Here is a 26,694-nt window from a genome sequence, read left to right on the forward strand (position 1 = left end):
TCAGAGAACCCTCATGGCGGTCATAAGGGCATAGAAAGGGTTGCTGCCTAGGGTTGGCCGCATGATGCGGACATGGGTGGAGCGGGTACTTCTCGTCCTCGGGTGGGGCGCGGTTGTCGGCGCGGTGATCGGGATCGTGTTGCACCTGGTGGACTGGCAGCGCAAGTCGTTGGTGCTGTTGGCCTCGGGGGCGATGTGGTTGATGCTCGGCGCGGTGGTGGGGCTGGTGCTGATGCTGGTGGCGCGGGGCTGGCGTAGTGCGGGGGCGGCGGCGTTGGTTCTGGCCGGGGCCGCGTGGTTGGTGGTGCCGTCCTACATTCCCGAGGCCAGGGCAGCCGATGGGCCGGAACTTGTTGTGCTGCAGTCGAACATCCTCTTCGGCCTGGCCGACACCGACTTCCTCGTCGCCACCGTGCGCGACAACGCCGTCGACGTGCTCACCGTCGAGGAGCTCACCGACGACTCGATCGTGCGGTTGCGCGAGTCCGGGATGGAAGAACTCCTGCCGCACTTCTATCTCGAGCCGGCGCGTTCCGGCGGTGGCGGCACCGGCATCTACAGCCGATACCCGTTGCGCGACACCGTGAAATACGACGGCTTCATCATGAGCAACATCTCCGCCACGATGCAGCACCCCCAGCGCGGCCCGATCGCGGTGTTCGCCTTCCATCCCATCCCGCCGAACCTCGACTTCGCGGCCTGGTCGGCGGAGATGCGCCGCGTCGACGAGATCCTCGCGGCCACCAGCGCACCCGCCGTCGTCGGCGCGGATTTCAATGCCACCCACGATCATTCGGCCTACCGCGCCCTGCTCGACGGCGCGTTCGCCTCGGCCGCGGACCAGACCGGCGACGGCGTGCTGCTCACCTACCCGGCAGACCGACGCTGGGGTCCGGTCATCGGCATCGACCACATCCTCGTCGCCGGGGGAGTGGCCCAGCGCATCCGCACCATGACCGTGCCGGGTTCGGACCACCGGGCGGTACTGGCCACGATCCGAATGGACCTGTGAGAGTGGTCGTTTACCATGTGAGCGCTCGTGCGTGGACCGTCTGTGAGTCCACGCCATTCCAGGGGAGGACAGCGCAGTGAGAAGACATCGGTTCGGCGCGACCATCGCGGCCGTGGTGAGCGTCGGCATGCTCGTCACCGGGTGCAGCGCGACCACGGTCGCCAGTGACCAGGCGGTCCCGGTAGTGGACAACCCGTGGGAGGTGGCGGGCGCGGCCTCGGCCGATGGCCCGAGCGGATTGCGTCCCGGTGTGCCCGACACCGACAAGACCGCCGAGAACAGCGACAACGGCACGATCGACAAGCTCGCCCTCAACGCCATCGCCGATATCGAAGAGTATTGGCAGACCGAGTATTCCAAGACCTTCCGCGGTGATTTCAAGCCCGCCTCGAAGGTGATCTCCTGGTCGGCGCGCGCCACCGAGGCCGAGTCGGTGCAGTTCTGCAAGAGCAGCACCTACAAGCTGGTCAACGCCGCCTACTGCCCGCTCGATCACACCATCGGCTGGGACCGCGCGGTCCTGCTGCCGCTGCTGGTCGACAAGTACAAGGAGATGTCGGTGGTGATGGTGCTGGCCCACGAGTACGGGCACGCCATCCAGTCCCAGGCCTCGCTGCTGCGCGGTTTCTTCACCGACGCGCTGGTCAAGGAACAGCAGGCCGACTGCCTGGCCGGGGTGTTCCTGCGCCATGTGGCAGAAGGCAATTCCAAGCACTTCACCCTCAACACCACCGACGGTCTCAACGGTGTGCTCGGCGCGACGGTGGCCGTGCGCGACCGCGACCCCAATGATCCCGACGCCGTGCACGGTTCGGCCTTCGAGCGGGTCACCGCGGTGCAGATGGGTTACACCCAGGGTGCCAAGTCCTGCAAGGACATCGACGAGGACGAGATCGAGCGCCGCCGCGCGGGCCTGCCGGTGACCTTCGAGGAGGACGAGCGTGAGCAACAGCTCCCGGTGAACCAGGAGAACCTCACCATCCTGGCGGCCCAGCTCGCCAAGTCGATGCCGGTGCGCAACCCGCCGACCTTCGACTACGCCGGGGTCACCCGCAACTGTAAGTCGACCACCACGACCGAACCGGTCTCCTACTGCCCGGCATCCAACACCATCGGCACCGATATCCCCGCCATGGCCGAGCGGGCAGGCGAGGGCGCGAGCGGCAAGGAGGAACCGCTCTCGGCGGTCGTCACCGGCGACTATAACGCCGCGGCGGTGTTCGTCTCGCGCTACGCGCTGGCCGTGCAGCGAGATCGCGAGCTGTCACTGACCGGCGCGGCCTCGGCGGGCCTGCGCACCGCGTGCCTGACCGGGGTGCTCACCACGAAACTCAGTGAGCCGAGCAGTGATCCGCGCCTGTCGGCCGGTGACCTCGACGAGGCGGTCTCGGGCCTGCTCGCCGACGGCCTCGCCGCCGCCGATGTCGACGGCAAGGTGGTGCCGAGCGGATATCAGCGCCTCGAGGCGTTCCGCACCGGCGTGCTGTCGGGCGAGCAGGCCTGCCTGAGCCAGTTCAAGTAGTCAGCGCGGCAGTGACTGCAGGGAGCTGAGGGTGTTCGCCACCGCGCGGGCGGCCTCGGCTCCCTTGGTCACGAAGTGGTTGGTGTAGTAGTCCACGTGCTCACTGTGCTCGTGGAAGTGGTGCGGGGTGAGTACCACCGAGAACACCGGCACGTCGGTGTCGAGCTGCACGCGCATCAGGCCGTCGATCACCGCGGAGGCGACGAAGTCGTGGCGGTAGATGCCGCCGTCGACGACGAGCGCGGCGGCCACGATCGCGTCGTAGCGGCCGGTGCGGGCCAGGCGCTGCGCGTGCAGCGGGATCTCGAAGGCGCCGGGAACGTCGAACACGTCGACGACCGAGGGGTCGAATCCGAAACCGGTGTATTCGGCGAGGAAGCCCTCGTGCGCTCTGGTGACGATGGAGCTGTGCCAGCTCGCCCGGATGAAGGCAACGGCGCCGGTAGACGTAGTCATGACGGAAGTCTACTAGGTCAGGGCGCCGAGAACCTACTGACCGGTAACATGAGTGGACAGCCAGTCGGTGACATCGCCGATGACCTTCGCGCGCTCGGGTTCGTTGAACACCTCGTGGTACAGGCCCGAGTAGCGCAGCACCGTCACGTCGGTCGAGCCGGCGTCCCGTTCGATCAGGTCCGAACTCGACGGCGCCGCGATGATGTCGGCGGTGCCGTGCAGCACCAGCACCGGCGCGGTGAGCCTGCCGAGGCGTTGCTTGACCAGCGCGGTGTGTTCCAGGATCTCCACCGCCGTGCGCGCGGGCAACTTGCCGCGGAAGACGAGCGGATCCGCGTCGTAGGCGCGCACCACCTCGGGATCGCGGCTGATCGCCGAGGAATCCAGGGTCAGCACCCCGAGATTGGGCGCCACCCGGGTGAGCAGGGGCGCGGCCAGGCGCTGCAGCGGGTTGCCCAGCGGGATGTCCAGCGGCGGGGCCGAGACGACGATGCCCGCCACATCGACCGGTGCGCGGGTGGCCAGGTGCAGCACCACCAGGCTGCCCATCGAGTGTCCGAGCAGGAAGCGGGGGACGCCGGGGTGGGCGGCGCCGGCGAGCTCGAGCAGGGTCGCGGTGTTGTCCGCGGCGGCCTGCATCGAACCGATATTGGCCGCCGCGCCCTCGGACCTGCCGTGCCCGACGTGGTCGAGCGCGTAGACCGCGTACCCCTGCTCGGCCAGCGCGTCACCGACGTGTTCGTAGCGTCCCGAGTGTTCGGCGACCCCGTGGACCAGCACGATCACCGCGCGCGGGGTGGTCTCGGGCTGCCAGGCGCGCCAGGCGATCGTGCCGCCGTGGCCCGCGAACTCGCCGGTGTCGGTCGTCATCGACGCGATCCTCCTGGATTCGGGCGTCGCGGCGAGCCGCTCGATCAGACGCCGGTTGAATTCGATGAGCCGAGCGTAGTTCAGCCGGGAGATCCGCTCGTCGGTTCCGTGGATCCGTTCCAGATCCGCCGAGGTCAGCACGATGGGCGCGAAGTTGCAGCGGGTCGCGGCCAGGCCGTCGTAGTGGCGGGAGTCGGTGGCGCCGGGCACGATTCCGGTGGTGGTCACGATCCCGGGCACCACCTCGGTGGCGATGTCGGCGATCAGCGCGTAGGCCGGTCCGGGCGCGTCGATCCGCGAGGGTTCCGAGGTCGGGCCGACGAGTTCGACCCGCACGCCACGGTCACCGATCACCCGGACGCAGTGCGCGAGCACCCCCGCCACCGAATCACCGGGCAGGATACGGAAATTCACCAGCGCCTCGGCGCTCTGCGGCAGCACGTTCGCCTTCACCCCGCCGCTGATCACCGTCGGCGCGGTGGTGGTGCGCACCAGCGCCTCGGTGGTCGGGCCCGCGGCCATGATCCGGGTGAGCAGCGGTCCGGCCAGCGCGGACAGGGCGCGCGAATCGGTGAGTTCGAGCAGGCGGCGTCGCGGTTCCGGCAGGGCCACCCGCATGCGGGCGAGCATGTCGCTGATCACCGGGGTCAACCGCAGCGGCATCGGATGGTCCTGCACCCGCGCGACCGCCCGCGCCAGTCGACCCACCGCGGTCTGCTTACCCGGCATCGAGGAGTGCCCGCCGGTCTCGCGGACCGAAAGCCGCACCGTCGCGTAGCCTTTCTCACCGAGCATGATGCTCGCGACCGGTCGGTCCACGCCGTCGGCGACCCCGTCGGTGATCACCCCGCCCTCGTCGAGCAGCAGTTCCGCGCGCACGCCCTCATCGCGCAGATACCGCGCCATCCGCACCGCGCCGCCGTCGCCGAAGACCTCCTCGTCGTGGCCGAAGGCGAGAAACACGGTGTGGTGCGGGCGAATTCCGGCCGCCAGGGCCCACTCGATCGCTTCGAGCACGGCCAGCACCCGGCTCTTGTCGTCGATCGCCCCACGGCCCCAGATGAATTCGTCGTCGACGGTCCCGTCGAACGGGGGATGGGTCCACCGTTGCGCGTCGTCGACCGGCACCACGTCCTGGTGCGCGAGCAGGATCGCCGAGACCGCGTCCGGTTCGACGCCCGCCCACCGGTAGAGCCTGCTGTGCCCGAACCTGGTCAGGGTGAGCTCGGCGTGCACCAGCGGGAAGGCCGCCTCGAGGTGCTCGGCCAGCCGGACGAACTCCGCGTCGGCGGTCCGCGCGGGATCCTCGGTCGAGACCGTCGCGCACCGCAGCGCGACGGCCAGGCGCCGGGCGACCTCGTCGTCGACCCCCTCGGTGACGGGGGAGCGGGACGGGGTCACGGTGATCGGGCGCACCCTCGCCATTGTGGTCGGTCGGGGCGCCGAGCACCGGGAAAGACGCCCGAAACCTCGGTCCGGCGACGCGCCATCTAAGCTGACACCATGGCAGGAGGCAAGGGCGGCAAGCCGTCGAAGGAAGCCAGGGCCGCGGCTAAAGCGGCCCGTAAGCAGGCATCACGCGCGCGCAGGCAGCAGTTGTGGCAGGCGTTCAACATGCAGCGCAAGGAAGACAAGGCGCTGCTGCCGCTGATGATCGGCGCACTCGTCGGCACGGCGGTGATCTTCTTCGTCGTCGGGCTGATCTTCGACATGCAGTGGTTCCTGCTGCCGTTGGGTCTGCTGTTGGGCGTGCTGTTCGCGTTCATCATCTTCGGGCGCCGCGTGCAGAAGAACGTCTACCGCAAGGCCGAGGGTCAGGCGGGCGCCGCGGCGTGGGTGTTGGAGAACCTGCAGGGCAAGTGGCGGGTCGCCAACGGCGTCGCCGCGACCACCCAGCTCGACGCCGTGCACCGCGTGATCGGCCTGCCCGGGGTCGTCTTCGTGGCCGAGGGTTCGCCGCAGCGGGTCAAGTCGCTGATCACGCAGGAGAAGAAGCGCACCGCCCGCCTGGTCGGTGACACCCCCATCTACGAGGTCATCGTCGGCAACGACGACGGTCAGGTCCCGCTCAAGGACCTGCAGAAATACCTCACCAAGCTCCCGCGCAACATCGACGTCAAGCGGATCGACCAGATCGAGGGCAGGCTCACGGCGCTGAGCTCGCGCAGCGGTCCCGCGATGCCCAAGGGCCCGATGCCCCCCGGCGCGAAGATGAAGGGCATGCAGCGCGCGATCCGTCGCCGCTGACCCGCTCGTTGCCTCCCGGCCCGTGCTCTCCCCGAGAGCGCGGGCCGGACTTATTTCAGCGGGCGTTGACCAGCGCGGTGCCGGTGGCCTGGTCGTGCATGCCGCGGCCGTCGGCGTCGGTGAACAGCGCCGGGATCACGAACACCACCAGGAGCTGCCTGGCGAGCGCGCGAACGAACCCGACCGGGACCGGCGCATCGATGCGCAGCACGCGCATTCTCAGGAAGTACTGGCCCGGGGTGAACCCGAACAGGGTCACCGCCGCCACCCCGACCACGAACCACACCATCAGCGGCACCGACGAGGACTCGAAGGTGCCCGTGATGGCCGCCGCGATCCCGACCGCGATGAACCAGTCGGCGAACAGCGCCACCACTCGGCGCCAGGTGGGCGCCAGCGAGCCCGCGCCCTCGCGCGGTAGCCCGTAGAGCTCCCCGGGGTAGCCGACGACGTCGGAGTCGCCGGATTCGGCCGAGGGGCCGGAGAGCCAAGTGCCGGTAATACGCGCCATGGTTCCCAGGATAGAGGCGGGGTCGGGGCCGCGACCTACCGCGTTGACGGAGGTCACGTCAGCGTTGAATCTCACGGATGGCAGGATTAGCGTGCAGGTTGCGACCTGATGGCGGGTGCCGTCGAGGTAAACAGCGTGCGTAACACTGGCGAAACACAGCCTTGACCGATGGGAAACTTCGCGTCTCTAGCGTGCATGGCGCGACGAACCCAGGCACTGTGAACGGCTGGGAACCGATCCGTAAGGAGAACAAGTGACGTTCAGCACGGCCGAAGAGGTCATCCAGTACATCAAGGAAGAGGACATCGAGTACGTCGATATCCGCTTCTCTGACCTGCCCGGCGTCCAGCAGCACTTCTCGATCCCGGCGAAGGCGTTCACCGCCGACCTCGCGGAAGAGGGCCTGGCGTTCGACGGTTCCTCGGTGCGTGGCTTCCAGTCGATCGATGAGTCGGACATGCTCCTGCTCCCCGACTTCAGCACCGCCCGGATCGACCCCTTCCGTGCCGCGAAGACGCTCAACCTGAACTTCTTCGTGCACGATCCGTTCACCCGTGAGGCCTACTCCCGCGACCCGCGCAACATCGCGCGTAAGGCGGAGGAGTACCTGCGTTCGACCGGCATCGCCGACACCGCCTACTTCGGTGCCGAGGCCGAGTTCTACATCTTCGACGGCATCCGCTACGGCTCGGGCATGAACGGCTCGTTCTACGAGATCGAGTCGGTCTCGGGTTCGTGGAACACCGGCAAGGAGTTCAACCCGGACGGCAGCCGCAACCTCGGCTACAAGGTCCGCAACAAGGGCGGCTACTTCCCCGTGGCCCCCTACGACCACTACGTCGACCTGCGCGACAAGATCTCGACCAACCTGCAGAACGCAGGCTTCGAGCTCGAGCGCGGCCACCACGAGGTCGGCACCGCCGGTCAGGCCGAGATCAACTACAAGTTCGGCACGCTGCTCTCCGCCGCGGACGACCTGCAGCTGTTCAAGTACATCGTGAAGAACACCGCGTGGCAGGAAGGCAAGTCTGTCACCTTCATGCCGAAGCCCCTCTTCGGTGACAACGGCTCGGGCATGCACGTGCACCAGTCGCTGTGGAAGGACGGCAAGCCGCTGTTCCACGACGAGGCCGGCTACGGTGGCCTCTCGGATCTGGCGCGTCACTACATCGGCGGCATCCTGCACCACGCCCCGTCGCTGCTGGCGTTCACCAACCCGACCGTGAACTCCTACCACCGTCTGGTGCCGGGCTACGAGGCCCCCATCAACCTGGTGTACTCGCAGCGCAACCGTTCGGCCGCCGTGCGTATCCCGGTGACCGGCAACAACCCGAAGGCCAAGCGCATCGAGTTCCGCGCGCCGGACTCCTCGGGCAACCCGTACCTGGCCTTCGCCGCCATGATGATGGCCGGCCTGGACGGCATCAAGAACAAGATCGAGCCGCTGGCTCCGGTCGACAAGGACCTCTACGAGCTCCCGCCGGAGGAGGCCAAGAACATCCCGCAGGCCCCCACCAGCCTGGCCACCGTCATCGACCGCCTCGAGGCCGACCACGACTACCTCACCGAGGGCAACGTGTTCACCCCCGACCTGATCGAGACCTGGATCCAGCTCAAGCGCGACAACGAAATCGCGCCGGTGAACCTGCGTCCCCACCCGTACGAGTTCGAGCTCTACTACGACGTCTAAGTCGTAGCGAGCCGATCCGTCGGTAGCTGTACCTGAAACACCCGCCTCACGGCTTCGTGGGGCGGGTGTTTCGTTGTGTCCGGCGCCGTGCGGGAGCCCCTGATTGTCGGGGCTGGACGGTGGGCGGGGGAGCGTGGATAGTGCTGGGGTGCGATGGGGTGCTGTGGTGTTGCGGATAGTGGCCGGTGTGGCGTTGGTGTTCGGTGTGGCGGCGCCGGTGCGGGCCGAGGCGGTGGCGTTCACGTGGACTCAGGAGTATCTGACCGCGCCGGACGGCACCCGCCTGCATGTCGACATCCTGCGGCCCGAGGGGCTGGCGGTCGACGCGCGCACGCCGGTGTTGCTGACCGCGAGTCCGTACCGGGCACATCTCGCGTACCTGACCGTGCCCCGGCCCGAGGGTGGGCCCTCGATCGAGAACCTGCCGGTCGAGTGGGCGTTGCGGGCCGGGTACACCTATGTGATCGTCGATCTGCGCGGGTTCGGCGGGTCCAACGGCTGCCCCGACTACGGCGGTCCGGGCGAGCGCTCGGATGTGGCCACGGCGGTCGAGTGGGCGGCGAGCCAACCGTGGTCGACCGGGCGAGTCGGCGTCGTCGGCACCTCCTACGAGGGCTGGACCGGCATGATGGCACTGGCCGAGAAGCCGAAGGGCCTGGCCGCGGTCGCCACCTTCGAACCCGTGGTCGACCCGTACTCGTACCTCTACATGCAGGGCACGGCGTGGAAGTTCGGCGGAAAACCGTTGACCGACGACGGAATCCGCCCCGCCGACCTCGCGGGCCCGGAACACCTGGCCATCGCCTCCACTCCCGGCCACTGGGCCGACAGCGACGAATACAAGGCCAACGCCGTCGCGATGACCCAGGAGTGCGCCGCCGGATACCTCGCGCTCACCGGTGACCACAACGGCGCCGATCCGGGCTGGCAGGACCGCGACATGGTGGAGTCGGTGCGCGGCAACACGATCCCGACCTTCCTCGTGCAGAGCTTCCTCGACGCCAACACCCGCGCCGACCGCATCCTCGACGCGTGGGAGGCCCGCGGCCCCGGTGAGCACCGCGCCTGGTTCGGCCAGTGGGGTCACGCGGACTGCCGGGAGAAGTGCGGCACACCGCAATTCAGTGCCGAGCTGTCCGCGTTCCTCGACCGGCATGTCGCCGGTGCCGATATCGAGGTCCCGGGTCCGCCGGTCACCGTGGGCCAGTTCGACGGCGGCTGGCGCAGCGAAAACACCTGGCCACCAACCGATTCGCGTCAGGTCAGCATCCCCCTGCGCACCGGCACCTACACCGATCGCGGCCTGCTCCCCGGCGCCGATCGTGAGATCTGGTCCCTTTCGGCGCCCGTTTCCGAACCGGTCCACCTCGCCGGCCGCCCCACCGCCACCCTCACCCTGTCCGGCCCGCCGGAAGCGACTGTCGCCCTGGAGCTCTACGACATCGCCCCCGACGGCCGCGCCACCGTCATCACCCGCGGTATCGCCCCCGTCCGCCCCGAATCCGAGGTCCGATTCCTTAGGCAGGACGCGCGTTTGGCCACCGGCCACCGCCTCGGCGTCCGTATCACCGACGTCGTCGACGACGTCTGGTCCCACACTCCCGCGAACGCCCAGGTCACCGTCACCTCGGCCCGCTTGAATCTGCCGCTGCTGGACACCGCCCGCGAACCGAACCTGCCGGGTGGTGTCCCCAACTGGCACGCACGCTGGCGCACCGTGGAGACCATCACGCTCACTCCGGAGATGTTGAACGACACCAACAGTCGGATCGACCTGCCCGCCGCATCCCGGTGATCTCCATCGGCCGCCGAGTACCACCGGCCCGCCGCCGACGTGCCCTCCGCTGACGCGCACTCCTGCTGGCGATGAGGTGCGTCGATCCGGCCGAGTTCGCACGCTCGCAGTGACTACGTCGAGCTCCGCGATGGTGGTGCGTGTCGGTCGGCGGCGTGCCGAGGTCGGTGGGACGGGGCTGTCCGACTCCGCGGCAGGCCGACGGGTCCCGGAGGGAGCGTCCGCCTCACACGCGGAAGCCGCGACCAACACCGCCGAAACCCCTCCCAACGAGTTCCGGACCCGGCCGGCAAGCGTGCTCGATTCCTACTCATGGCAGAGGTTTGGACGGGGTGTGGCGCGTCAGGCGGTACGTTGCGCCACTTCCTCGGCGCTGGTGGACAATTCGCCTCGCAGCACAGCCGCGACCGCACCGGGGTGGGTCAACTGGGGGAAGTGCCCGGTGTCGGCGATGGTGGTGACCGGCAGATCGGTCTCCTCGACCAGCGGGTCCTGAGCGCCGACGAGGATCTCGACCGGAACCGTGACCCGAGCGAGCTTCGCGGTGATCTCAGCGCGGGAGGCGCCGGCGGCACGCAGAGTCGCGAACGTCCGCTGGGCAACCCCCGGACGTCGCAGATTCGCCGCCGCCGACTCGACGGCATTCCCTTCCGGAATGCCCAGCTGCGCAGCCAGTTTCGCTACCGACATCCGCCGCACGACCCCGGCCGACAGCGGCGAACTGATCAACCACGACGCGGGCTGCTGCAGAAACGCGGGTGCGACGAGCACCACCCGCGACACCCGATCGGGATGACGCAGCGCGAATTCGATAGCGGCCCAAGCACCGTACGAATGCCCGACGAGGACGGGACGGGTCCGCACCGGCGCCATCACCTCCACCATCCACTCGCCGAGAGATCCCGCCGCCGCCGAACGTCCGAGTCCGGGTAGGTCGGCCGCCAAGACCGGCGCATCCAGTTCGCGAATCACCGCCGCCCACGAATCGCTGTCGACCGGAATACCGTGCAGCAGCACATATTCGGGATCGACCTGTTCGCCGACCAGCCACGCCCCGTTCCGGAACCCTGCCGTCGGCGCGGGCGTGAGGGCACCGTTGCGACTGGCGACGATGCGGTCGGCGTAGGACCGCAGCAGCTCGTCGACCGGCGGATGAGCCACGCCGAGTCGCCGCGCCACCACCTCGCTCTCGCTGGTGTCGTACCGATCGGTGCTGAGGAACGACAGCGCCTCGGGATCGGCATTCGTGAGCGCCCGCGGCAGCCGACGGACCAGCGCCGTCGGCAGCGTGAATCGCGGCGCGGGCACGCGCAGGTGATCGGCGACGAGCCGAATCAGCTCCGGCAGTGCGGGAGTCGCGGGATCGAGCAGGGGATAGGACTTCCCGACCGTCTCGGGCAGCGTCGGCACCCCGGCGATGAACCGCACCACGTAGTCCAGATCGACCACCGGAACGAACGTCTCGGCCGACCCCGGCAGCGCGGGCAGCCGTCCCCGCCAGAGGTTGTCGATGATGTCGGCGAGCCCGAAATACTGGCCCGCCCCGATCACCCCGGCCGGATTCGCCACGGTCAACGGAATGTTTCGCTCGGCCGCGATCGCGCGCAACACCCCGTCGGCCTCGACCTTCGACGCCTCGTAGGCGCCGTTGCCGTAGTCCTGCGGACCACCGTCGCCGACCGCCCGATACCCGGTGATGTGCACGATGCGCCGCAGATCCGGTTGCCGCGCAGCCCATTCCAGCACGTGCACCGCTCCGTCGAGATTCACCCGGCGCGCCACCTCGGCGTCGAGCCCGAACTTCATCACCGCGGCCGCGTTGTACACATCGCGTACCCCCTCGACCGGCTCGCCCAGCGCGAGATCCGGTTCGCCGATATCGGTGGTGGTGATGGTCAGGCCGGTGGTGTCGACGTGCTGCTCATCGAGCCAGCCGCGCAATCGGTCCTGGCTGCCCGCCCGCAGCGCGGCGGTGACGGTGTGTCCGGTGCGCAGGAGTTCGGCGACCAGCGAGCGGCCGATGAAGCCGGCGGCGCCGAAGACGATCGAGTCGGTATGAGCCATGATGCCCTACTTTCAGTAGACCGATTTACATATTTTCAGGATCTGAGTCGAGCGAGAGGGGGTAGGGGAGTCTCAGATCAGGATGTCGATGGTGTCGGCGAGTCGGCGAAGAGGCTCCCGGGAACGATGCGTGCGAGCCAACACCAGCCCACCTTCGATCATCGCCAGCGCGACCGTGGCGATCCGCTCGGGCTCGGGATGATCGAAGCCGATCAGGCGCTCCCGGATGGCTTCTTCCCAGAGCTGATAGGTCGACGAACAGGCTTGCTGCACAACATCATTGGTGGAAGCGGTATCCAGCGCGACAGCCGCCACCGGGCAGCCGATCGTCCACTGCGACCCCTCCAGCTGATCGCCGAGCAGATTCACCATCTTTCGCGCGAAGTCGCGTGCGTCCGTGGCCTCGATCGTGCGGATGATCGTCGCGATATCGGACCCGGCCTCCGACAGTGCCGCCGTCACCAATTCGTCCTTGCCGCCGGGGAAGTGGAAGTACAGCGACCCGCGCGGCGTCCCGCTCTCCTGCACGACCTGATTGAGCCCGGCGCCGAAATACCCGTGCGTCTCGATCAACGACCGCGTCGCCTTGATCAACTTGCACCGGGTCTCGGTTCCCTTTTTGCCCACCGCCCCAAACTAGACCGATCTACATATTTTGGCAACAGGTTGCTCCGTGGGGCGGCACTCGGCAACCACAGAGCTGCGGACATAGCCGTAGCCATCCCCGAACCGGTGATCGAGGCGCTGTGTCGGCGTCTGGTGCGGGTCGTCGACGGTTCGGCTACCGGCGTTGTGCGCCGAGTAAGTCGGCCGCCTCGGCACACAACCGCTCGACCACCGCGGCGGCGGACTCGATATGCGTCACCAGCCCCACCCCCTGCCCCGCGTCCACCGGAGCCAGCCGGGGATCCTCGGCCGCGATCGCCGCACGCAGCTGATCGGTATCAGGGACCGCGTCACCCTGCGCCCACGGATCGGTGAACTCGTTGCGCAGCACGCGCGCCGGGTAGATCGGCGGCCACGGCAGATCGAGGGCCTCGTCGAACGCGGTCGTGACCGCCGTACTGCTGGAATCGGCCGCGAGCATCGCGAGCCGGGCGGATTCGGGCAGCAGCGATTCCTCGGCCGCCGCCAAACAGGTCCCCAACCACGCGCCCGCCGCGCCCGCCGCCAGCACGGCCGCGAGTGTGCGCCCGGACCCGATCCCACCGGCCGCCAGGACCGGAACCGCCGCGATCTCGAGAACGGAGTCGAGCAGCGGCATCAGCGCCAACCGGTCGGCACCGTGACCCCCGCCCTCGCTACCGCGCGCCACGAGAACATCGATCCCGGCGTCCTGCGCGCGGTGGGCGCCGGGCGCGTCGTACACCTGCGTGACGGCGAGGATCCCGGCCGCCCGCACCGGCGGCACCCACGAGTAATCGGTGCCGAAACTGACCGAGATGAGCCGCGGTCGTGCGGCGATGGCCGCCTCGAGCAGCCCGGTCTCGCGCTGCCGCACCCACTCCACCAGCCCGATCCCGTCCGGCGCCCCCGCGACCGCGACCTCGCGCCGCAACGCCTCGACCGACCCCGCGCTCCCCATCCCGATCATCCCCAGCCCGCCCGCCGCGCGCACCGCCGCCGCGAGTCGTCCGCCCGCCGCGCCACCCATCGGCGCGTTCACCACCGGCACCCGCAAGCCCAACGATCGTGACCAGGGGGTCGACAGTGACTGCATCGGGACACCTTCCGCCATGGACCGGGACATCCACCATCATGCAACCACCGGGCGGCCCGCGAGGCGCGTATCTTCGACGGCGATACCGAACGAACGGACAGGGACGCGATGACGATCAGAGATCGCCTCGAACAGAGGGTGACCGAACCGCCGATGGTCTTCGGGGAGCCGTTCGAGACCGCCGACGGCACCACCGTCATCACCGTCTCCCGTGGCGGCGGCCTGCTGCGTCATCCGCGGCCGATCGGCCTGTTCGTCGTCCACGACGGCCGCGCCCACTGGACCCCGGCCATGGACTCCAACCGCATCGCCCAACTCGGCGAATGGATCGGCCTGCTCACCGGCGTCATCGCCGCCCTGGCGATCCTGCGCCGCCCACCGTGGCCGGACCTGCGCTTCCACTCCCGCTGAGCCAGGACAGCGCGAGCGTCTCGCGGCGAACAAACCTGTCGGTGCCCTCGGCTAGGGTCGATCTCGACACATCAGAACCGAGTACGGGGGTGCGACAATGGGGTTCGACCAGCAGCAACTCGATCAGCGCGAGAACGAGGCACGCGAGTTCGCGCTCACAGCACACGGGGACCAGCGCTACGGCGAACATCCCTACATCACCCACCTGGCGGCCGTGCGCGCCGTTCTCGACGATTTCGGCTACGCGGGCGAGCTGGGCCAGGCCGCCTGGCTCCACGATGTCGTCGAGGACACCCCGGTCACCGCCGAGGAGATCGAAAACCGTTTCGGCCGTGAGGTTCTCGACCTGGTCTGGGCCGTCACCGGTGTGGGCCCGGACCGCAAGGCCCGAAATCAGAACGCCTACAGCAAGATCGTCGCCCACCCCAGGGCCGTGATCCTGAAACTGGCCGACCGCACCGCCAATGCCGAGGCCAGCCCGCCCAACAGCAGCTGGATGGGCATGTACCGCACCGAACATCCCACGTTCAAAGCCCACCTCGGCCCGCTACTGGCCGAGGACCCGACCGTGGCCCGCATGTGGGAGCGCCTCGACCGCCGTCTCGACCCCGCCGTCGCCGCCCCCGCCGACCAGTGGGTCGAGATCGACCGGCTGGTCGCGGCGGGCGAGCACGACAAAGCCCTCGCGGCCGTGCGCGCCGCCTTCGAGTGTGGTCCGGGTGAAGCCGAACTGATCCTGGCCGAGCGAGCCTGATCGAGGTGGGCGCCTCAGAACGATTGCCAGGCAGGCTTGTTCGCCAGCGCGTATTTGTAGTAATCCGCCAACTTCAACTTGCTCGCCGCCGCCTCGTCGATCACCACGGTGACGTGCGGATGCCACTGCATGACCGAGGCCGGGCAGAACGCCGACAGCGGTCCCTCGGCGGCGGCGGCGATCGCGTCGGCCTTGCCGGCGCCGAGCGCGATCATCACCAGGTGACCAGCCTCGTTGATGGTGCCCAGACCCTGGGTGAGCACGTGGTGGGGCACCTGCTCGGGGCTGTCGAAGAAGCGCGCGTTGTCCTGACGGGTCTGCTCGGTCAGGGTCTTCACTCGCGTGCGCGAGGTGAGCGCAGAGCCCGGCTCGTTGAACCCGATGTGCCCGTCGGTGCCGATACCGAGCAATTGCACGTCGACCCCGCCCGCCGCGGCGATGGCCGCGTCGTACCGGCGCCCCTCGCCGGCGACATCACCGGCTTCCCCGTTCGGGCTCAACACCCGCAGCGGATCCAGGTTCACGTGGTCGACGAATTCCGACCGGATCACCGAGAAGTACGACTGCGGATGGCTTTTCGGCAGCCCGACGTACTCGTCGAGCAGAAACGCGCTCGCGGTCGCGAAGTCCAGTTCGCCCGCGTCGCACCGCCGCGCCATCTCCCGGTAGCTGCCCAGCGGCGAGGACCCGGTGGCCAACCCGAGGATCGCGTTCCCGCGTTCGACATACCCGCCGACGATATCGGCGACCGTGCTCGCCACCTCGTGCTCGTCGGCCCGGATCACGATCTCCATCAGATTCCTTCCGTTCCGGCCGCGAACACGCGTCGTGGCCGCAATGCCTGGTCGGTGACGAGGATGTCGGCCCGCGTGCCGACGGTGAGACTGCCGCGTTCGCCGGCGAGACCGAGCACCCGCGCGGGGGTGCGCGTCGCGGCGGCGACCGCGTCGGCCAGGGGGACACCCGCCTCGAACACGGTCCAGCGCAGCACGTCGACGAGTCTCGCCGTGCTGCCCGCGATCGCTCCGGGCTGCCCGTCGGCCGTGGCCAGCCGGGCCACGCCCGCGCGCACCCGAACATCGAGCGCGCCGAGCCGGTAGTCACCGTCGCCCATGCCCGCCGCCGCCATCGCGTCGGACACGAGCGCGATCTGATCCGCCCCGACGGTGTCGAACACCATCGCCACCGTCTCGGGCGCCAGATGCACGCCGTCGGCGATCAATTCGACCACCATCTCCCCGCGCCCGGCCGCGGCCAGACAGGCCCCGACCGGACCGGGGGAGCGGTGGTGTAGCTCCGGCATGCCGTTGAACAGGTGAGTCGCGGTGATCGGCCCGCCCCGCGCCTGGTCGATCCGCGCGGCCGTCGTCGCGGCGTCGGCGTCGGTATGCCCCAGACTCGGCAGCACGTCATGGCGTCGCATCGCCGCGAGCAGGTCCTCGAAATGCGCGGTCTCCGGTGCCAACGTCATGGACCGCACCGTCCCCCGCGCCGCCGCGACCATCCGCTCGAACAACGCCGGATCACCCGCGAAGATCGCCGCCGGATCCTGCGCCCCACATCGCACCGCATTGAGGAAAGGTCCCTCGAGATGCACCCCGAGCAACTCCCCGTCCTCGACGAGATCCGCCAGGACCGCCGCCTGCGCGACCAACACCTCCGGCCGCGCCGACACCAAACTCCCCAGCAGCCCGGTCGTCCCGTGTGCCCGATGATGCGCCGCCGCCACCCGAGCACCCTCGGCGTCGGCATTGGGAAACCCGAACCCGGCCCCACCGTGACAGTGCAGATCGATCAGACCGGGCAGCACCAGATCAGCACTCGAACTCGGAAGTGGCCCAACATAATTCGCGACCTCGCCGACCCAGGTGATCCGGCCGTCGCTGAATTCGACGACCCCATCGGCGATCTCACCCTGACCTGTTCCCACAAGCCGCCCACGCACCGTTGTCACCAGCGGCACGTCCGTCCATCGACGCGACGAAAGGTCTCGCGGGCCTGGGGATTCACCCGTTCGCGGAGACCGCGGGGCTCGGACCGACACGGCGCCGCGTCGCGACACCGCCTCCGACCGCCTCGCGACGGCCGAACAACCTGCCCGACAACCGTGTTCACGGCCGCCCGATGATCGCCGCCACAGCCTCGCGCGCCACCTGCGGATTCCGCGCCGCGCATGCCGCATCCGCCGCATCCTGGCACCGCTGCATATCCACCGCCGCCAACGCCGCCCGCACCGCGGGGAGCGCGGGTACCGACATCGACAGACTCGTCACCCCGAGCCCGACGAGCACCGGCGCCAATGTCGGATCCGACGCGGCCTCACCGCACACCCCGACCGACTTGCCCGCCGCGGCGCCCGCCGCCCCGACCATCGCGATCAGATCCAGCACCGCGGGCTGCCACGGATCGAGCAACGGCGCCAGCCCACCCGCCATCCGATCGACCGCGCACGTGTACTGGCTCAGATCGTTGGTGCCGATACTGACGAAGTCCAGGTGCGCGAGCAGATCGGCCGCGCGCAAGGCCGCCGCCGGGATCTCGATCATCGCCCCGACCTTGCGCAACCCGGATTCCCGTGCCAGCGCGGCGAACCCGGCCGCCTCGTCCGCGGTCGCCACCATCGGCGCCATCACCCACAGATCGGCCCCGGTCGCCGCACCCGCACGGGCCAGCGCGGTCAACTGGGTGGCGAGGGTCTCGGGGAACACCGTCCCGATCCGCAGCCCGCGCACACCCAGCGCCGGATTCTCCTCGGTCCCCAGATCCAGGAACGGCAGCGGCTTGTCCGACCCGGCATCGAGCGTGCGCACCACCACCCGCCGCCCCGCGAACTGTTCGAGAACCGTGGTGTACGAGGCGGTCTGCTGCTCCAGCGAAGGCTCGACCGCCTTCCCGAGATACATGAACTCGGTGCGGAACAGCCCCACTCCCTCGCTGTCGACCGACTTGGCCTTCACCGCGTCGTCGACCGTGCCGATATTGACCAGCAGCTGCACCGGCGACCCGTCGGCCGTGCGACCCGGCCCGCTCGCCGCCGCGATCCGCGCCTGGTCCGCCGCCGCCTGCTCGAGCGCCGCGCGTTGGCGCAGGGGACTCGGGTCGACCACCACCTCGCCGGTCGTGCCGTCGAGCAGCACCGGCACCTCGTCGACGAGCAGATCGGCATCGGGACAGTTCACCACCGCCGGCAGCGCGAGCGACTTGGCGAGAATCGCGGTGTGGCTGGTCGGCCCGCCCTCGGTGGTGAGCAGCCCGACCACATCGCTGTCGCCCAGCATGGCGGTATCGGCGGGCGCGAGATCGCGCGCGATCAGCACGAACGGGTACCCCGGCTCCGGGATCCCCGGCATCGGCTCACCGAGCAGCACCGCCACCGTGCGCCCACCGATATCGCGCAGATCGGTGGCCCGCTCGGCCATGTACCCACCCAGGACCTCGAGCTTGGCGCAGAAGCTCTCGAACGCGAGGTGCACCGCGTGCGCGGTCGGCATCCCGGCCGTCAGTTCCTTCTCGGCGGCGGCGACGATGCCCGGATCGCGGGCCATCGTCGCCGACATCGACAGGATCTCCGCCGCGACCCCACTCACACGCGCGGCCCTGGCGGTCATCTCCTCGGAGACGCTCCCGAGCGCCTCCTTCACCCGGGCCAACTCCTCGGCGACCGAGCCGCCGACCGGGTCCTTCGCCGATGTCTCGAGCTGCGAACCGAACCGCAACCACGGCGCGCACACCACTCCCGGGCTCACACCGAGTCCACGGATCACCTGTTCGGGCAATCGCCTCACTCACCTTCCGGCTTCTTGTCCAGTGTCTTGCGCAACTCCGTCTCGACCTCTGCGACCGAAGGCGCGTCGGTTCGAGTATCGCCCGTCGCGGTCAGCGCGGTCTGCGCTTCGGCCTCTGCCGTGTCGGGCACGCCCGCTTCGACATCGGTTTCGGCTTCGCGACCGGGCGTGCGCAGGTTCCACTTCTTGATCACGAAACTGAACAGCACGTAGTAGATCACCGCGTACCCGAGCCCGATCGGGATCAGCAGCCACGCGTCGGTCGCCTTGCCGAAGTTGAGCAGGTAGTCGATCGCGCCCGCCGAGAACGTGAAACCGTCGTGGATGCCGAGCGCGTTCACCAACGCCATCGAGGTACCCGTCAGGATCGCGTGCACCACATACAGCGGCCACGCCACGAACATGAACGAGAACTCGAGCGGCTCGGTGATGCCGGTGACGAACGCGGTCAGCCCGGTGGACAGCATGATGCCGCCGACCAGCTTCTTCTGCGACGGGCGCGCGTTGCGCCAGATGGCGAGGGCGGCGGCGGGCAGCGCGAACATCATGATCGGGAAGAAGCCCGTCATGAACGTGCCCGCGGTCGGGTCGCCGGCGAAGAAGCGGTTGAGGTCGCCGCGCACGAGCTGGCCGGAGGCATCGGTGTAGTCACCGACGAGGAACCAGACCGTGGAGTTGAGGATGTGGTGCAGGCCGGTCGGGATGAGCAGTCGGTTGGCCGCGCCGTAGATGCCGCCGCCGACCACCGAGTTGTCCGCGACGGTCTCGCCCACCCAGGTCAGGGCGGAGTTGAAGGCCGGGTAGATGAACGCCATGCCGACGCCGACGACCAGACCGGTGACGGCGGTCAGGATCGGCACCAACCGCCTGCCGTTGAAGAACCCCAGGAAGTCGGGCAGCTTCGTGCGGTAGAACCGCTGCCACAGGACCGCCGACAGCAGGCCCATCACGATGCCGCCGAGGACGCCGTAGTTGATCAGCGCCTGCGCGCCCTTGGCGTCGGTCTTTCCCTCGAGCACGATCGGCGACATCGCCTCGAACACACCGTTGATCACCATGTATCCGACCAGCGCGGCCAGCGCGGTCGACCCGTCGGCCTTCTTCGCCCACCCGATCGCGATACCGACGGCGAAGATCAGCGGCAACCAGGTGAACACCGCCTGCCCGGCCGCCGAGATCACCGAGGCGGTGCTCTCGAGCGCGGAGAACCGGCCGAGGAGATCGTCCTGGCCGACGCGCAGCAGGATGCCCGCGGCGGGCAGCACCGCGATCGGCAGCATGAGGCTGCGACCGAGGCGTTGCAATCCCGCGAACACCTTCGATTCCTTGGGCGCGGTGTCGGTACTGGCAGTCATGTCGACCTTCTTCGTGCCGGCTTCCCGGCGGTCTCGGCGAGGGAAGACCGGCTGGTCGGCCGATCCGGGTTAACTGTTGTGAACCGGTGTCCCTGACGGGTACTGTCCGGTCATAACCAGTTGCCAGTTTGGCCAGGTGGGATTCGGATGTCAACCATGAAATATGACGCGGCGCACATTCGAGGCTCCCATACTGGTCTCGGTAACCACCGCGGAAAGGGAGAACGAATGTCCAAAGCGGAAGCGATCGTCCGTGGCCTCGGCGGCGCGGACAACATCGTCGAGATCGAGGCCTGCATCACCCGGTTGCGCACCGAGGTGAAGGATTCCGGCAAGGTCGACGAGGCCGCCCTCAAGGCCGCGGGCGCGCACGGCGTGCTCAAGTCGGGCACCGTCGTGCAGGTCGTCGTCGGCCCCGAAGCCGACACCCTCGCCGACGACATCGGCGACATTCTGTGAGCATCCCGGTCCTCGCGCCGCTACCCGGCACCGTCCTCGCCCTGGCCGAGGTCCCCGATCAGGTCTTCGCCGACCAGATCGTCGGTTCCGGCGTAGCCCTCGACCCCGACCGCACCCGCGGCCCCCTGATGGTGACGGCCCCCATCGCGGGCAAGATCCTCAAACTCCACCCCCACGCCTTCGTCATCCTCGGCCACGGCGTCGGCATCCTGGTCCACCTCGGCATCGACACCGTCAAACTCAAAGGCGAGGGCTTCGAACTCCTGGCCACCGAAGGCGACACCGTCGAAGCAGACACCCCCATAGTCACCTTCGACCCCACCGAACTCGCCACCACCGGCTACTCGATGATCTGCCCCGTAGTAGTCATGGACTCCCCCAAGAACTCCGTCCACGCCGACACCATCGGCACCGAAGTCCCCGCCGGCGCCCTCCTGTTCGACTCCCCGTAGCCGCCGCCCGCTGAACCTTTCACCGCGCCGACCCGTAGTTCGGTGCAGCGGGTCGGCGTCGATCCGCGTGAGGACAACTCAGGAGGAAATCGGTGGGTGCGGCGGAGCAGACCAGTGGGGAGTTCGCGGAGCGGTTGTTCGGGGCGGCGCTCGGGACGATCGACATCCTGGCGGTGCACCTGGGTGATCGGCTCGGCTGGTATCGCGCGCTGGTCGATGGCGGCCCCGCGAGTCCCGACGAACTGGTCGGGCGCGCGGGTGGCGATCGGCGGTACGCGCGCGAGTGGCTCGAGCAGCAGGCGGCGACCGGCATCCTCGCCGTCACCGAGGACGGTCGGTTCGCGCTGCCCGCGGGCCCGGCCGAGGTCCTCACCGACCCGCGCAGCCTCGACTACCTGGCACCGCTGGCCCGAATGCTCGCCGGTGCCGCCGTCCAGCTGCCCGCCCTCGTGCGCGCCTACCGCGACGGCGGCGGTGTCGGCTGGTCCGAATTCGGCGTCGACGTGCGCGAATCCCAATCCGACATGAACCGCCCCTGGTTCGAACAGCGCCTCGCCGCCGACCTGGCAGGGATTCCCGACCTCCATGCCCTGCTCGCCCGCCCCGGCGCCAAGGTCGCCGACATCGGTTCCGGCGGCGGCTGGTCGGCGATCGCGCTGGCCCGCGCCTACCCCGAGCTGACCGTCGACGGCTACGACATCGACGAGCCCTCGATCCGCATGGCCACCGACAACGCCGCCGACCTGGCCGATCGTGTCCGCTTCCACCGGGCCGACGCCGCCACCGACCTCCCGGCCGCCACCTACGACGCCGTCTTCGCCTTCGAGTGCCTGCACGACATGCCGCACCCCGTGGAGGTCCTCACCGGGATACGGCAGGCCCTGCGCCCCGGTGGCGCGGTGATCATCATGGACGAGGCCGTCGAGCCCGAATTCACCGCGCCCGCCGGCGATATCGACCGCCTGATGTACGGCTTCAGCCTGCTCATCTGCCTGCCCGACGGCATGGCCCACACCCATTCCGCGGGCACCGGCACCGTCATGCGCACCGCGACACTGGCCGAGTACGCCGACAAAGCCGGCTTCACCGGTGTCGACGTGCTCCCGATCGAGGACTTCGGCTTCTGGCGTTTCTACCGACTCATGGCCTGATCGGCCAGCTGCTCGGCCTGCACGGTCCAGCGCTTGGCCAGGTCGGCGAAATACCGCTGGCTGCTCCACAGCCGGAAGTTGCCGATCACGTACACCCGCCGCCGGGCCCGCGACACCGCCGCGTTGAGCACGTTCGGGTTGGTCGCCGCCCACCGCCGCGAACCGCCGGCGGCGGGTGAGGTCCCCAGGATCAGCACGACCACCTCGGTCGAGGTGCCCGGCATCGCGTGCACCGTCCCCACCTGGCCCAGCGCGAACTCCTCGCCGAGCACCTCGCGCGCGACCTCGCGGGCCCCGTTGGCGACGTCCCGGAACGGACTCACCACCCGGATATCGGCCGCGGCCACCCCGTCCTCGATCAACTCGGTGAGCAGCACGGCCAGCGCCTCGCCCTCACCGGGGATCCAATTCCCTTCGGCCCGTGCGGATCGCACATCGATCCACCGATCCTGCCCCGGGAATTCGGCCCGCTCCGGCGTGCCGAACACCAGCAGATCATCGTCGTAGGCGATGTGGTGGGTGAGCTCGAAGATCGGCCGATCACTGCGCCGATGCACCCGCAACGGCGATCCGACCCACACCGGCGCCACCGAATCCGACGGCGTCAACCACGTGCCGTAGCGCGCGCCCCGATCGGCGGCCTGGCGCACCGAGGCCTGATCCGGCATCCATTCCGCGTCGAGCCCGTACTGACGAACCAGCGCTTCCTGCGCCGAGGTCGGCAAGATCCCGACCGGTCCGAGTTGCCGATGGTCGCCGACGATCACCGCCCGCCGAGCCCGCCACAGCGCCCCCGCCACCGCCTGCGGCGCGGCCTGACCCGCGTCGTCGACGAACAGCCACCCGAGCGACTCCGACCCCAGCCCGGCGAACAGCCGGGGCAGCGCGGTGAAGGTCGTGGTGATCATCGGCACCGCGAAGAACAAGGTCTGCCAGGCCGCCGCCACGGTCTCGGGCTTCGGCTCCACCGCGAGCTCACCACGGATCACCGCGATCGCCACGATCAGGTTGTCCCGAATCCGCGGCGCCGCGTTGAGCAGGAACGCCCGGTGCAGCTTCACCGCCGACAGGAACAGCGCCCGCCGAGCCCGCGCGTACTGCTCGTCGGCCCACGGATTGCACAACTGGAACTGCTCGTCGTCACCGGCGACATCGCCGAACGGGATGGTGTGCGACCAACTCTCGCGTCCCCGCTCGATCACCTCCAGCGCCGCCGCCCGTCGCTCGGTCAGCGCCACGTGCTCACGGATCAGTGTGCGCCCGCTCTCGGCCGCCAGCGCCCACTGCTCACGCGTGTAATCGGCCTCGGTCTGTCGACGACGCAGATCGGCCTCGGCGATATGTCGTTCCCGCAGCAGTTCGTTGCTGCGCGCACTCCACCGCCGCCCCGCCCGGAACCCCGTCGACAACGACGCCATGAATCCCGGCTTGCGCGTGCCATGTTCGGCGAGCACCTTGCCCACCCGGTGGTGCGCGGACTGCGCGGCCCGCAGATTCTCGGTGGCCTGCTGATGCCGTTCGCGCCAATGCGCGTGCGCGTCATCGGCATCGGTGATCGCCGCCGCCATCGACTGCAGACCCGCGTTCATCGAGGGCAGTTCCGCGACCGCGTCGGCGACATCTTGCCGCTCCTGTGTGAGCGCGCGCACCTCGGCGCGTCGATGGCCGAAGTCGCGCACCGCGGTCGACCAGTCCGGGATCGAATCCGGGTCGGCCTCGGCCTGTTTGAGGATGTCGAGCATCCCGCCGTTGGGCGTCCCGGTCTTGCGTTCACCGGCGAACCGGTCCCCGAACCAGAACTGTTCGGCGAACTTGCGCCGCTGCCCGCCCAGCGCCGCCGCGATCAAGCCCCACGCCGGCGCCCCGCCCACGAATTCGGCCAGGTCGGTGAAGTGGTTGAGTTCGTCGTCGATCGCCCCGCGCCGCTGCACCTCGGCCACCACTTCGGCCGCGGTCGCGTCGCTGCCCGTGGCCAGCACCACTTCGAACCCGGTCACGCAGTTCGCCAGCCGGTGCGCGCCGACGGTGTAGTTCTTGGCCACCTGGACCTGCTCGGTGATCCCCGCGAACACCGCCATCGGATCCTCGAACGCCGCCAACTGTGTGGCCCGTTCGACCAGGATCCCGGCCAGCAGATCGCGCAGCATCGTCGTCGTTCCGGTGCCCGGCGCGCCGTGCACGGCGAAAATGCCCGCCCCGTCGCGTAAGTCGGCCACCGCGCGATCCACCGCGAACTGCTGCCCCGACACCAGCGCCTGACCCGGCCACCGCCCGGCGGGCATGTACCGGGGGAGCAGCCCCTCCACGACCGCGTCCTGGCGCAGCCGAACATCGACGCGCTCATCGAGCGGCAGTGCCTCCGCGGCCGCGAGGTAGTTGCGCAGTGCCGAGCCCACGTCGCCACGCTCCACCGCTTTCGCGAGCTCGGCCAGGTCCGCGCCGAGCCCACTGTTGAGCCGGTCCTCGGCGGCGTCGCTGTCGGCGTCGCGCGAGGCGACCTGCACACACGCCACCCGCACCCCGCCGGCCCGCAATTCCGATCGAATCCCCAGCGCGGCACACAGTTCGCCGGTGAGGGATTGCAGATCACGCCCGGTCAACCGCGGCGCCTCGACGAAACCCTCGACACCGGGCTCGGCGAATCGCGTCGCGAACGCGGCCACCGACATCCCCGCCAGTCCCGGCGAGATGACCCCGTCCGCGCTCGCCGCCAGCACCGACGCCGTCACTCCACGCCCGGCCATATCCAAGGCCCGCCATCGCGGCGCCAACTGCCCGTGGTCGAGGTCGACCTCGCCGGTGAGCGCGTCCATCGCGGCGGTGAACGCCGCGGAATCGTGCTCGAACCCCTCGGCCCAGTTGACGTCGTCCGGCCCCGGCGCGCGCAGTCGGTTCACCGCCCACGCCAACCCCGACAGCGTCGCCGAACCCCCGACGACCACACCGTCGTCGGTGAGTCGCACCGCGAAAGCCGCGGTGGTTCCGGCCCGTCGCGCGTCGGATTCGAGTTGGTCCTCGCCGAAGGTGCGCACCAGCGCCTCTCGCGCCCGCCCGACCTCGAAGAGTCCGCCGTACACGAGGAACTGCCACACCCGCCCGGCTTTCAGCGCGGGTAGCGCGGTGATGTTCTCCCACGGCGCGGGGCCGTCCGCGGCGAGATCGACCACCAGACGGTCACTCCCGACATCGGGAACCAACTGAGGACCGAACAACTCCACGGTCTGCCAGAAACGCACGAGCCGCTCGGCATGCTCGAAACCGCCCACGATGCACCCCAATCCGGTCGGCCATCATTTGCAGACAACGTCGCTCACGGTACGCGATCGACATCCGGCGAGCACGTCACCCCGCCCGCCACTGCGAGACCATCCTCGCTGGTCCCGCCGCGTCACCGCGGAAAATCCGTTGACCCACCGGCGGTTCACACCGCACCCTGACAGACATGAATCAATCAGTCGTGTCCCGCCGGAAATCATCCGAAACCGTTGCCGGACAGAAGAACTCTGCCGAACCCGGCAGGCCCTCGCGGTGGCGCGCAACCGTCCGCGCGCTGCGGTCCGAGCGGGCGTTCAGCGAAGAAGCATCTCGGCTACGGCCTTCGGTGCTGCCAGCCATTCACGAACGTTGTTGCGTGCCTCGGTGATCCGCCTGCAGTCGCAGTAGGCCACCACCCCGTCGGCCTCGATGCCCGCCGCGCGGCACAGCGCCACCGCGCGGGGAAGGTGCTGATACTGGCTCACGATGATCGCCCGCTCGACCCCGAACACCGTCCGCGCCCGCTCGCAGGTCTCCCGCGTCGACAGACCCTCCCCATCGGATCGCACGATCGCCGCGTCGATGCCGTGGTCGAGCAGGTAGCGCCGCATCGACGCGATCTCGTCGCCGGAACCACCGCCGGCATCCCCGGACAGCAGGATCTCGCGGGCCTTGCCCGCCCGCACCAACTCGATGGCGACATCGAGGCGCCCCCGGAGATAGGCCATCGGAGTTCCGTCCGGCGCCACCCGCGCACCCGGAACGATCACGACGGGCGCGCTGGGCGCGGTCGACACCGCTGTCCGATGCCCCGACGACAGCGTCCACATGGCCGCGTTCGCCCCCGCGGTCACCAGCACCAGCCCACCCACCAGTACGAGCCCGGCCCGTACGACGCGACGCAACCGCCGACGCTTCCCATTCTGTTCTCCCGCCATGCGCCATTCCTACATGAGGGGCGAGAAAATATCCCCTGACTAGGGGATTTGACATTGCAAATGTCGACACGTAACTTTATTCGAGTCAGAGCGACACGGACACCGACTCAGCCGCCAGGCGGTTCGAGACACGAGGTAGGACGATGAGCGCCTGATCAGTCATGTGGCCAGGCTCACTTGATTCGGACTTGCTTCGAACGGGTTGTCTGCGCTAAGTTTGAACTCTTGCCTCACCGAAACCCCTACG

General features: G+C 69.1%; 22 protein-coding genes. 10 read left to right on the top strand and 12 right to left on the bottom strand.

Annotated elements, in window-relative coordinates:
- Window positions 1–61 precede the first annotated feature (61 nt).
- Window positions 62–1,012 carry an endonuclease/exonuclease/phosphatase family protein gene (locus ACFP3H_RS20400; protein WP_378608371.1) on the top strand — a complete coding sequence of 317 codons (951 nt, stop codon included), beginning with the start codon at window positions 62–64 and terminating at the stop codon, window positions 1,010–1,012.
- Between the two features lie 76 nt (window positions 1,013–1,088).
- Window positions 1,089–2,534: a neutral zinc metallopeptidase gene (locus ACFP3H_RS20405; RefSeq protein ID WP_378608372.1), complete on the top strand. Its 1,446-nt coding sequence runs from the start codon at window positions 1,089–1,091 to the stop codon at window positions 2,532–2,534.
- Here ACFP3H_RS20405 and ACFP3H_RS20410 read toward each other — a convergent pair whose 3' ends face one another.
- Together ACFP3H_RS20410 and ACFP3H_RS20415 are read right to left on the bottom strand one after the other, a co-directional pair.
- The gene (locus tag ACFP3H_RS20410) at window positions 2,535–2,990 is read right to left on the bottom strand and encodes a 6,7-dimethyl-8-ribityllumazine synthase (protein WP_378608374.1); all 456 of its coding nucleotides are present in this window, start codon (window positions 2,988–2,990) and stop codon (window positions 2,535–2,537) included.
- Between the two features lie 33 nt (window positions 2,991–3,023).
- Window positions 3,024–5,276, bottom strand: a complete 2,253-nt coding sequence (locus tag ACFP3H_RS20415) for a M20/M25/M40 family metallo-hydrolase (RefSeq protein ID WP_378608375.1) — start codon at window positions 5,274–5,276, stop codon at window positions 3,024–3,026.
- A gap of 87 nt (window positions 5,277–5,363) precedes the next feature.
- On the opposite strand from ACFP3H_RS20415, the gene ACFP3H_RS20420 reads away from it, so the two are divergent.
- Window positions 5,364–6,107, top strand: coding sequence for a DUF4191 domain-containing protein (locus ACFP3H_RS20420; protein ID WP_378608377.1), 744 nt, complete (start codon window positions 5,364–5,366; stop codon window positions 6,105–6,107).
- Window positions 6,108–6,162: 55 nt separating this feature from the next.
- On the opposite strand, the gene ACFP3H_RS20425 is transcribed toward ACFP3H_RS20420, so the two are convergent.
- A complete protein-coding gene (locus ACFP3H_RS20425) occupies window positions 6,163–6,618 on the bottom strand; it encodes an RDD family protein (protein WP_378608378.1) in 456 nt (151 codons plus the stop codon).
- A 253-nt stretch (window positions 6,619–6,871) separates the two neighbouring features.
- On the opposite strand from ACFP3H_RS20425, the gene glnA reads away from it, so the two are divergent.
- Complete coding sequence (glnA, locus tag ACFP3H_RS20430; RefSeq protein ID WP_378608380.1) at window positions 6,872–8,308, top strand: type I glutamate--ammonia ligase; 1,437 nt, start codon at window positions 6,872–6,874, stop codon at window positions 8,306–8,308.
- A 148-nt stretch (window positions 8,309–8,456) separates the two neighbouring features.
- Complete coding sequence (locus tag ACFP3H_RS20435; protein ID WP_378608381.1) at window positions 8,457–10,103, top strand: CocE/NonD family hydrolase; 1,647 nt, start codon at window positions 8,457–8,459, stop codon at window positions 10,101–10,103.
- A gap of 342 nt (window positions 10,104–10,445) precedes the next feature.
- Here the strand turns inward: ACFP3H_RS20435 and ACFP3H_RS20440 are convergent, their stop codons facing one another.
- The 3 genes from ACFP3H_RS20440 to ACFP3H_RS20450 form a co-directional block, all read right to left on the bottom strand.
- Window positions 10,446–12,167 (bottom strand): alpha/beta fold hydrolase, encoded by a 1,722-nt coding sequence (locus tag ACFP3H_RS20440; protein WP_378608383.1) that lies wholly within the window; start codon window positions 12,165–12,167, stop codon window positions 10,446–10,448.
- A 72-nt stretch (window positions 12,168–12,239) separates the two neighbouring features.
- Window positions 12,240–12,794, bottom strand: coding sequence for a TetR/AcrR family transcriptional regulator (locus ACFP3H_RS20445; RefSeq protein ID WP_378608384.1), 555 nt, complete (start codon window positions 12,792–12,794; stop codon window positions 12,240–12,242).
- Window positions 12,795–12,948: 154 nt separating this feature from the next.
- On the bottom strand, window positions 12,949–13,887 hold the full coding sequence (locus ACFP3H_RS20450) for an NAD(P)H-dependent flavin oxidoreductase (RefSeq protein WP_378608386.1): 939 nt from the start codon (window positions 13,885–13,887) through the stop codon (window positions 12,949–12,951).
- A 108-nt stretch (window positions 13,888–13,995) separates the two neighbouring features.
- On the opposite strand from ACFP3H_RS20450, the gene ACFP3H_RS20455 reads away from it, so the two are divergent.
- Both ACFP3H_RS20455 and ACFP3H_RS20460 read left to right on the top strand, forming a co-directional pair.
- On the top strand, window positions 13,996–14,298 hold the full coding sequence (locus tag ACFP3H_RS20455; protein WP_378608388.1) for a hypothetical protein: 303 nt from the start codon (window positions 13,996–13,998) through the stop codon (window positions 14,296–14,298).
- A gap of 97 nt (window positions 14,299–14,395) precedes the next feature.
- Window positions 14,396–15,052 (top strand): HD domain-containing protein, encoded by a 657-nt coding sequence (locus ACFP3H_RS20460; protein WP_378608389.1) that lies wholly within the window; start codon window positions 14,396–14,398, stop codon window positions 15,050–15,052.
- A gap of 14 nt (window positions 15,053–15,066) precedes the next feature.
- On the opposite strand, the gene nagB is transcribed toward ACFP3H_RS20460, so the two are convergent.
- The 4 genes from nagB to ACFP3H_RS20480 form a co-directional block, all read right to left on the bottom strand.
- Window positions 15,067–15,846, bottom strand: a complete 780-nt coding sequence (gene nagB / locus ACFP3H_RS20465) for a glucosamine-6-phosphate deaminase (protein WP_378608391.1) — start codon at window positions 15,844–15,846, stop codon at window positions 15,067–15,069.
- Complete coding sequence (locus ACFP3H_RS20470; protein ID WP_378608392.1) at window positions 15,846–17,006, bottom strand: N-acetylglucosamine-6-phosphate deacetylase; 1,161 nt, start codon at window positions 17,004–17,006, stop codon at window positions 15,846–15,848. The genes nagB and ACFP3H_RS20470 overlap by 1 nt, the downstream gene beginning before the upstream one ends.
- A 157-nt stretch (window positions 17,007–17,163) precedes the next feature.
- Entirely contained in the window at window positions 17,164–18,828 is a 1,665-nt protein-coding gene (gene ptsP / locus ACFP3H_RS20475) for a phosphoenolpyruvate--protein phosphotransferase (RefSeq protein ID WP_378608433.1), read from the bottom strand.
- Between the two features lie 5 nt (window positions 18,829–18,833).
- Window positions 18,834–20,192 (bottom strand): PTS transporter subunit EIIC, encoded by a 1,359-nt coding sequence (locus ACFP3H_RS20480; RefSeq protein WP_378608394.1) that lies wholly within the window; start codon window positions 20,190–20,192, stop codon window positions 18,834–18,836.
- A 228-nt stretch (window positions 20,193–20,420) separates the two neighbouring features.
- On the opposite strand from ACFP3H_RS20480, the gene ACFP3H_RS20485 reads away from it, so the two are divergent.
- The 3 genes from ACFP3H_RS20485 to ACFP3H_RS20495 all read left to right on the top strand — a co-directional run bounded on the left by ACFP3H_RS20485 (window position 20,421) and on the right by ACFP3H_RS20495 (window position 22,254).
- Window positions 20,421–20,651, top strand: a complete 231-nt coding sequence (locus tag ACFP3H_RS20485) for a PTS sugar transporter subunit IIB (protein ID WP_378608396.1) — start codon at window positions 20,421–20,423, stop codon at window positions 20,649–20,651.
- On the top strand, window positions 20,648–21,103 hold the full coding sequence (locus ACFP3H_RS20490; RefSeq protein ID WP_378608397.1) for a PTS sugar transporter subunit IIA: 456 nt from the start codon (window positions 20,648–20,650) through the stop codon (window positions 21,101–21,103). The genes ACFP3H_RS20485 and ACFP3H_RS20490 overlap by 4 nt, the downstream gene beginning before the upstream one ends.
- 92 nt (window positions 21,104–21,195) lie before the next feature.
- Window positions 21,196–22,254 carry a class I SAM-dependent methyltransferase gene (locus ACFP3H_RS20495; protein WP_378608399.1) on the top strand — a complete coding sequence of 353 codons (1,059 nt, stop codon included), beginning with the start codon at window positions 21,196–21,198 and terminating at the stop codon, window positions 22,252–22,254.
- Here ACFP3H_RS20495 and ACFP3H_RS20500 read toward each other — a convergent pair.
- Window positions 22,236–25,520, bottom strand: a complete 3,285-nt coding sequence (locus ACFP3H_RS20500; protein ID WP_378608400.1) for a DEAD/DEAH box helicase — start codon at window positions 25,518–25,520, stop codon at window positions 22,236–22,238. The two genes, ACFP3H_RS20495 and ACFP3H_RS20500, sit on opposite strands and share 19 nt — an antisense overlap.
- Before the next feature lie 303 nt (window positions 25,521–25,823).
- A complete protein-coding gene (locus tag ACFP3H_RS20505; protein WP_378608402.1) occupies window positions 25,824–26,447 on the bottom strand; it encodes a SanA/YdcF family protein in 624 nt (207 codons plus the stop codon).
- Window positions 26,448–26,694: the final 247 nt, after the last annotated feature.

The sequence above is a fragment of the Nocardia lasii genome, assembly GCF_042658545.1.
Lineage (GTDB): Bacteria > Actinomycetota > Actinomycetes > Mycobacteriales > Mycobacteriaceae > Nocardia > Nocardia lasii.